General features: G+C 72.4%; 6 protein-coding genes. All 6 read right to left on the bottom strand.

Annotation, left to right across the window (positions count from 1 at the left end):
* On the bottom strand, positions 1-698 hold a 698-nt coding region (locus VKT83_08115; GenBank protein ID HLY22420.1), incomplete at its 3' end, for a glycine/sarcosine/betaine reductase component B subunit.
* A gap of 82 nt (positions 699-780) precedes the next feature.
* Positions 781-2,832 (bottom strand): acetate--CoA ligase family protein, encoded by a 2,052-nt coding sequence (locus tag VKT83_08110; protein ID HLY22419.1) that lies wholly within the window; start codon positions 2,830-2,832, stop codon positions 781-783.
* Between the two features lie 36 nt (positions 2,833-2,868).
* Positions 2,869-4,188 carry a glycine/sarcosine/betaine reductase component B subunit gene (locus tag VKT83_08105; GenBank protein HLY22418.1) on the bottom strand — a complete coding sequence of 440 codons (1,320 nt, stop codon included), beginning with the start codon at positions 4,186-4,188 and terminating at the stop codon, positions 2,869-2,871.
* 27 nt (positions 4,189-4,215) lie between these two features.
* Positions 4,216-4,674: a glycine/sarcosine/betaine reductase complex selenoprotein A gene (gene grdA / locus VKT83_08100; protein ID HLY22417.1), complete on the bottom strand. Its 459-nt coding sequence runs from the start codon at positions 4,672-4,674 to the stop codon at positions 4,216-4,218.
* A 26-nt stretch (positions 4,675-4,700) separates the two neighbouring features.
* Positions 4,701-6,116, bottom strand: coding sequence for a glycine/sarcosine/betaine reductase complex component C subunit beta (grdC, locus tag VKT83_08095; GenBank protein HLY22416.1), 1,416 nt, complete (start codon positions 6,114-6,116; stop codon positions 4,701-4,703).
* Positions 6,116-7,462, bottom strand: coding sequence for a glycine/betaine/sarcosine/D-proline family reductase selenoprotein B (locus VKT83_08090; GenBank protein ID HLY22415.1), 1,347 nt, complete (start codon positions 7,460-7,462; stop codon positions 6,116-6,118). Before VKT83_08090 ends, grdC begins: the two co-directional genes overlap by 1 nt.
* Between the last annotated feature and the right edge of the window lie 11 nt (positions 7,463-7,473).

The following is a 7,473-nucleotide window of genomic DNA, read 5'->3' as shown; positions in this document are numbered from 1 at the left end:
AGCTCGTTCGGGTGGACCGGCGTGGGGACGAAGTCTTCTCCCAGATGGTGGCCGTAGAGCAGTGTCCGGATGAGCGGCCCCTGATCCATCAGCTGCATCACCACGACGGTCCGCGGCAGGCCGTCCGCCGGGCCGAGCTCGAACGTCTCCACCGCGTCCGGCGCCCGGTCGCGCGTCGTCTCGGCGAGCCGCCGGGCCACGCGGTGCGCCGCGTCCCGCACGGCCGAGTCGTAGTCCTCGTTCGACAGGCCGGGGACGGGGCTCGTGACGATCACCAGGTTGCGGGTGTCGGAAGCGTCGCAGTAGGGCGCGGCGTCGCCGAACATGTCGACGAACGCCGGCTTCGTGCTCTGGGCGCCGGTCGGCGGCTTCGGCGGCACGCCGCAGGTGACGACAGAGACGCCGTCCATCCGGTGCGTCACGCCGGAGCCCGCCGTCAGGGCCGGGCCCGCGACGCCGGGATACGCGCACGACTCCCCGGCGACCTTGACGAGCGGCGTGACGGCGTCGATCACGTTGAGCAGGCGCGCCGGCTCGCCCGGACGCACGATATCGACGTGGACCGACGCGAACGCCTCGGGGTTGCGGACGAGCGCGTCGATTTCCGGCCGGTTGACGGTCAGACGTTCGCCGGCGAGCGCGGTCTCCGGTCCCCAGTCCAAATGAGACACCGTAAACGCCGGCATCTCGAGACGCATCGGCATCCGTTCCCGCGGGCGCGCTGTCACGATGCGACCATTACCGTGGGGTGCCGCGAAATCCTCTAGCGCTGCGCGGCCGTTATCGGCGCGGGACGATCAGCGCGTCGACGGCATACACGCCCGCCGGCGAGGCGATGACGGGGTTGAGGTCAAGCGACGCGAGCGACGCCCCCGCCGCCGCGCCGACGGCCGCCACACGCTCGATCACCGCGGCGACGGCCGCCCGGTCCACGGGAGGACGGCCGCGGTATCCGTCCAACAGCCGCTGCATCGGGAGCTCGGCCAGCATCTCCGCGGCGTCGCCGGCGCGCAGCGGCACGCCGCGCACCGCGACCCGGTCGAGCACTTCCGCCAGCACGCCGCCGGCGCCCACCAGCACGCACGTGCCCAGCGCCGGATCGCTCTCCAGTCCGAGGATGAACTCGACGCCGGCAAGGCACGGCTGCACCAGGACCGGCGGCCGCACGGCCCCGGCCGCGCGCCTGACCGCCTCGGGGGTGCCGAGGTCCACGAACACTTGGCCGGCTTCGGACCGGTGCAGGACATCGCCCGCGCCGGTCTTCACCACCACGGGATAGCCGAGACGGTCCGCGGCGGCGACGGCGGCGTCCGGCCCCGCCGCCTCGATCGAGTGTACGACCGGCACGCCGGCGCCGGCCACGAGGTCGAGCGCGGCCCGCCCGGCGAGCGGCGCCCGGAGCGCGGCAAGCCGCCGGAGCCCGGCCGCGTCCACGCCCTGGTCCGCGAGCAGCGGCGGGACCGGACGATGGTACCGGTACGCCTGCTCCAGCGCGCGGAGGCCGGCCTCGATGCCCGCGAGCACCGGGATGCCGCGCGGGGCCAGCCGGTCCGCGACCGACGGCTCGAGGTCGCTGTTCGCCGACAGCACGATCACGGGTTTGTCGCTCGTGTCGTGGAGCGCCTCCGCCGTCGCGAGCGTCGCCGTGAGCAGATCCGGGACGCCGGTCGGGCGCCGCCGCGTCTGCACCACGAACATCACGCCGTCGATCCCAGGCTCCGCCGCAACGATCTCCGGCAGCCACTCGAGGGGAACGCCGGCCGTATCGATCGGATTGCCGACCGCGCGCGGCAGATACGCGGGAAGGCGCTCGCGGATCTTCGCCGCGGCCGCAGGCGGCACGGCTGGGAACGTGACCTGGCCGGACGCCGCCGCGTCGAGCACCAATTCGATGTGCCCTCCGGACAGGGCAAACGCCGTCCATCCGGAACTGACGATCCGCCGACCCGACAACGCCGCGCACGTCTCCACCAGGTCGTCGAGCGAGCCCGCGCGGACGCCTCGGTGCCGGCGCAGCTGCGCGTCGATGAGGCGATCGGGGCCCGCGAGCGCGGCGGTGTGTGCGATCACGGCCGCCTGCGCGGCGGGAGACCGTCCCGCCTTCAAGACCACCACGGGCTTCCCGGCCTCGGCGGCCCGGTCGCATGCGGCGAAGAACCGTTCGGGCGCGCGGATGGTTTCGAGGTGGGCGGCGATCACCCGGGTGGCCGCGTCGTCCACGCACGCCTCGATCAGCTCCGCGGCCGTTACGACGGCCTCGTTGCCGATCGACAGGACGCAGCTCGGGTACAGCCCCCGCCGGTACAGCTGGTTCATGATGCCGGTGGCGACGGTACCGCTGTGGGACACGATGGCGATGCCGCCCGGACGCAGGGGCTCGAAGATCTCGTCCATCCAGAGCGCCGACGGGTGCACGCAGTTGATGTAGCCCTGGCAGTTGGGGCCAAGGATCGCCATGCCGGCCTGCCCCGCGACGTCCCGCAGGCGATCCTGCAGCGCCGCGCCCTCCGGACCGATTTCCGCGAAGCCGCCGGCCAGCACCACCGCCCCGCCGGCACCGCGCGCCGCGCACTGCTCCACCGCGGTCATCGCGGCGTCCCGCCGCACGGCGATCATCACGGCGTCCGGCGCCTTCGGGATCTCCGCCACGGCCGGATAGCATCGGAGGCTCTCGACCTCGCGGTACTGCGGGTTGACGGGGAAGATCTCGCCCCGGTAGCCGAGCCGCCGCATGCTGGGGATCATGTGGCGGGTCCACTGCCCCGCCGGACTCGCGCCGACGACGGCCACGGACTCCGGCCACAACAGACGGCGGAGGGCGGCCCGGGTCACCGGCTGCGTACCGGGGGCGGCGATGGCGCGCCGGCGCTAGAAGGCGGCCGACGTCAGGGCCTCGGCCCCGATCTGGGTCGTCGAGCAGTACAGCCGGCGCAGCGAGGTCGAAAATCCGTCGCGAACGTTCCCCTCGACCGGATCGTCGTAGCCCCGCCAGTCCCAGATCGCGTCCCCGCCGACCACGGTGGAGACCGGAGCGAGACGGATGATCTGGTCCTTGTTGCCGGTGCTGACGATCGCGTCGGCCTCCGGCACCGCGAAGACCAGGCCGAAGTCCGTGCCGTCCGGCCCGTTCAGCTCGTTGACCACCAGCACCGTCCGGATGCCGAGCTGCTCGCACCGCTGGCAGGTCAGCATCAGATTCACCGCGGCGTGGCCCGCGGTATCGTGGGTCACGACCACGCCGTCGGCCCCCAGCCACCGCGCCAGCTTGGCCGTCTGGCTCGCCGCCCGCTCCTTGTCGGCGAACGAAATCTGCTGGGTCTCTTCGACGATGACCCCGCCGAACTCCAACGTGTCACCGTGCCCCGCGTAGAGCGCCTCGATCACGGGGTTGTTCTGCTGGAAGTAGGTCGGGTTTCGGTCCGCGGCGATATGATGATTTCCCGAGACGATCGCGCCGTCCATGAACTCGTTGGGGTGGAGCCACGCCGGGAGGCCCGCGACCTTCCGGCCGTAGACGAACGTGTTGTGCACCGAGCCTTCCGTCATGAGCGTGCACGCGTATAGCACGCGGGGCAGCCGGGGGCCCGCCCCGCCGTCCCCGCGTCTCGCGCCCGGGGGCAGATCGTAGACCCGGAGGGCCTCCGGGGCCGGGCGCAGGGCGGCCGTGCACTGCGCGAGATACTCCGCGGCGGTCAGCGCGGCGAGGCGAATGTCGTGGTCCCATTGCGAAAACCCGGCGCCCTGGTCGAGGTCGAAGGACAGCACGACGTTCGCCGTCCGGCTGAACGGCGTGTAGGCGGCGCCCGGCGGGACCATGTCGATCACCGCCTCCTTCACGCTGATCCCGTTGTCTTCCCAGATCACCGGCGTGGTCGCGACAACCGCGGCGCCGGCGAGGCGGTGGGTCCGGCCCTGCCCGACGGTGAGCGGCTCGCCCAGGAACCCAGGAAAGACCCGTCCCGGCCCCTCGACCTTGCACCGCGGCTCCACCACGTCGAGGGCGTGGATGATCCGGGCCGCCTCTCCCGGGCAGACGAGGTCGATGCGCACGGCGCGCAGAGCCGCGGTCTTGGCGAGGATGCGTTCCGTCAGTTCCCCGCGGTCGATCGACAGCGTGTCGCCCGCGAGCGCCGTCTTCGGCCCGAACACCGCCCGCCCGACGGGAAACGACGCCACCTCCAGTCTCACGCGCGCTCCCTCCCGATCCGCCGGCCCCTACGCGTGCCGCACCCGTTCGAGCGCGGTCGCGATGCCGTCCTTGTCCAGCACGAACTCCATGGGCCCGATCTCCCGCGCGTAGACATCCGCCGGGATCGCCGCCCGCACGTCCTCTTCGAGAATGTGGTACACGGGGAGTCCCAACGGGACTCCGGCCAGAGGCCCGGCGTAGCTTGGGTCGCCTTGGGTCAGGGTAAGCGCGACCATCTGCGTGCTCGAGGAATTGGGCGTTCCCAGAATCACGATCATGCGACCCTGCTCACCGCCCTGCACCAGGCGCTGGATGGCCGCCTGTTCCTCGAGATCCATGGCCCCCGCCGACGTTCAGACGAAGCACTGCGTCTCGGCGTAGATCACCTGCCCGCCCGCGCTTTCAACGCAGGCCTGCAGCGCCGGAGCAGGCACGCCGTCCCGTTCTCCCAGCGCCAGCACCAGCTTGTCCTTGAGATCGACCATGCGGTCCCTCCCTTCCGCCGTCCGTCTTACGATGCCTGACTCTCGAGGACGAAGCTTGCGCCGTCGCCCATGGCCGTCATCCGTCCGAGAAAGAGGCTGCCCTTGGCGATGAACTGCACGCGCTTCGCGGCGCCCTCCCGCAGCGCCGCGATGGCGTGGGGCAGATACGGCACTGCCGAGGCGATGTGGCCCTGCGTCGGCGAGAATCCCGGCATGCCGTGCTCCCGGATGAACCCGGGCATCTGGTCCCGCGTGATCTCCCCCGCGGTCGCGGCCAGCGCCGCGAGCAGCTGGTAGTTCTGCGCGGGCACGTTGCCCGACCCCGCCGGCTCGGTGATGTCCGGATTGTGCAGCTCCACGGCGAACCGGTCGACGTCGACCAGCCGGAGGTCGCGGGAACGCAGCGGCGCCGCGGCCAGCGCGTCCAGCACCCGGTGCGGCGCGGAGCCCACGTCGATGCGCTGCACGGCCGCCATATCCAGCCGCAGCAAGGGGCTTCGTCCGTCGTCGCAGGCCACGTCGATCGCGACGCCGGCCAGGACGTCCTCCAGAATCGGATAGCCGGCCGCGAGGTGCCCGAGCATCTTCATCCCCAGTTTGGCGAGCGAGCACCCGGCCACCACGGCGACGCGCCGGTACATGCCGCTCGCCACCAGCGACCCCGCCAGCAGCAGCGCGTGCAGCGGTCCCGCGCAGAACGCCTTGACGTCGACGCCGCCGACCGTGGTCACGCCCGCGAGCTCCCCCATGGCCTTTGCCAGGTTGCCGCCGCCCCGCTGATAGCGGTCGCCGACGGCTTCCTCGCCGGACCCGATGAGGAACTCGATCGGCTCGGCGGCGCCCGAGCGCTCGACCAGGCGGCGGAGCGCCAGCGCGCCCGTCACCTTGGCGGCCAGGTTCTCCAGGAGCACGGCGCCGCTCAGCGATTCGTCCTGGTCGTGCCCCGGCAGCACGAATCCGGCGGGCCGGTCCCGGTCGTAGTAAAACGGCTCCGCCCCCTCGCGAAGGGCCCGCGCCCACTCGTCGTCGCCGGCGGTCGCGACCCGCGCGCCGTGGAGCAGCCCGGCCACGCGGGGAGCGAAGGCTTCGTGGAGGCGGACCAAGCGCGCCGCGTCCCCTCGGGCCAGCCATCCATAGAACGTGACGTCGTCGATGAGGACGCCGGCCGGGCCCTCCGGCCGCGCGGCCGGCATCGGGTGGAGGTGCCAGGGTCTCGGGATCGCGTCCAGCGCGGCCGGGGGGATCGTCCCGAGCATGACCTGGTGCGGCGGATACGCCGTGGCGTCCTCGCACGATCGCAGGCGCTCACACACGCGGCCGCGCACATCCCCGTCCCTCGCCAGTTCCCGGCGGGGCTTCGAGCCCGACAGCACCAGCCCGGGCACATGCGCCAGCACGAACTGCGCCGCCCTGACGACCGGCCGGGCCCCGGGGCCGCCCATCAAGGGCCCGCGAACGCCGTCGGGCCCTGGACAGCCGTGCGCAGCGCCGCGAGCCCCCGCCGCAGCATCGTGACCCGCAGCGCGCGCTCCTCGTCCGGCGGCAGGTTCGGGTCGCCGAGGAGACACGTGATGAGCGGGCAGGGCACGATGCGGCTCACGCCGAGCGAGAACGGAATCCGATGCAGAGCGGAAAACATCACCGTCGGGATGCCCGCGCGCTCCAGTTCGTTGACGATCGTTGCGCCGCAACGATTACAGGTCCCTCAGGTGGCGGTGAAGATGACGGCGCGAATCCCCTCGCGCCGCAGCTCGTCCGCGAGTTCGCGCCCGAACTTCTGCGCGCGGTCGAGCGGCGCGGCGTTGCCGGTCGTGACGTACATCCAGTCGTACAGGCGCCCGATCTCGCCGTCGTGCTCCAGGATGCGCAGCGCATCGATCGGCGTCACGCGGTCCGGATCCTTGTTGGTATCGGTGCCGTCGAACCCGCCGTGGATGCATTCGAACTCGTCGGGACCGAGGTCCGACCGGCCGGCGATGGAGTACTTGAGCCACTTCGACGCGCGCCGCGACTCCAGCCGGTCCGGGTTGCCCTTGGGAACGATGCCGCCCGTCGTCACGAGGGCAACCGTCGCGTGAGGGAGGTCGTCGAGCGCGGGTGCGGGCGGCACGCGGTCCACCCGGGGCACCGCGATTTCGGTCGCGAACGGCGCGCCGGCGATCTTCCGGAGCAGCATCGCCGCCGCGCGCTGCGCGCCGTTCTGCTGGGCGCGGACGTTCTTCTTGACGCCGGTCGGCAGATAGCCCTCTGCCGCCGCCGGCCCGAGGGCCTCGCCCCGGCACAGCGTGAGCGTGAGCCGCGCAAGCGTCCGGACGGCGTCGGGCATGCCGAGGGCTGTGTCGGCCGTCGGCACGATGAGCGTCGGCCGCGCCACGTCCACGCCGGGGTTCTCGGGATGCATCGCGGCGATCGCCGGAATCGCGAGCTGCTCCCGGCACGCCTGACACACCGTGCTGCACGCGACGCCGTACCGGCCGGCGCCGAAGGCGGGGCCGGCGATCAGCGCGTCCGCCTTGGCCTCCCGGACATGGGACAGGACGGCCGCGATCGCCTCGTCGCCGTGCATGGCGATGTAGTCATCGCCGCAGACGACCGTCCCGACGACACGGCCCGCGGGCGCGAGCGCCGCCTCGAGCAGCTTCCCCGGCCCGACCGGCCCGTCGATCCATCGCGGCCGCAGGTCCGCGCTTTTCTCCGCGCCGATGCCCGCCGCAAACTGATTGAGATAATGGACGACCGTGTACGGATGGGTTCTGCCGCCGCGCGCGGCCGCCGCCAAGTGATCCACGGAGATCTTCT

It is taken from the genome of bacterium (genome assembly GCA_035308905.1).
Lineage (GTDB): Bacteria > Sysuimicrobiota > Sysuimicrobiia > Sysuimicrobiales > Segetimicrobiaceae > DASSJF01.
This window is presented reverse-complemented; position numbering and strand designations above follow the sequence as displayed.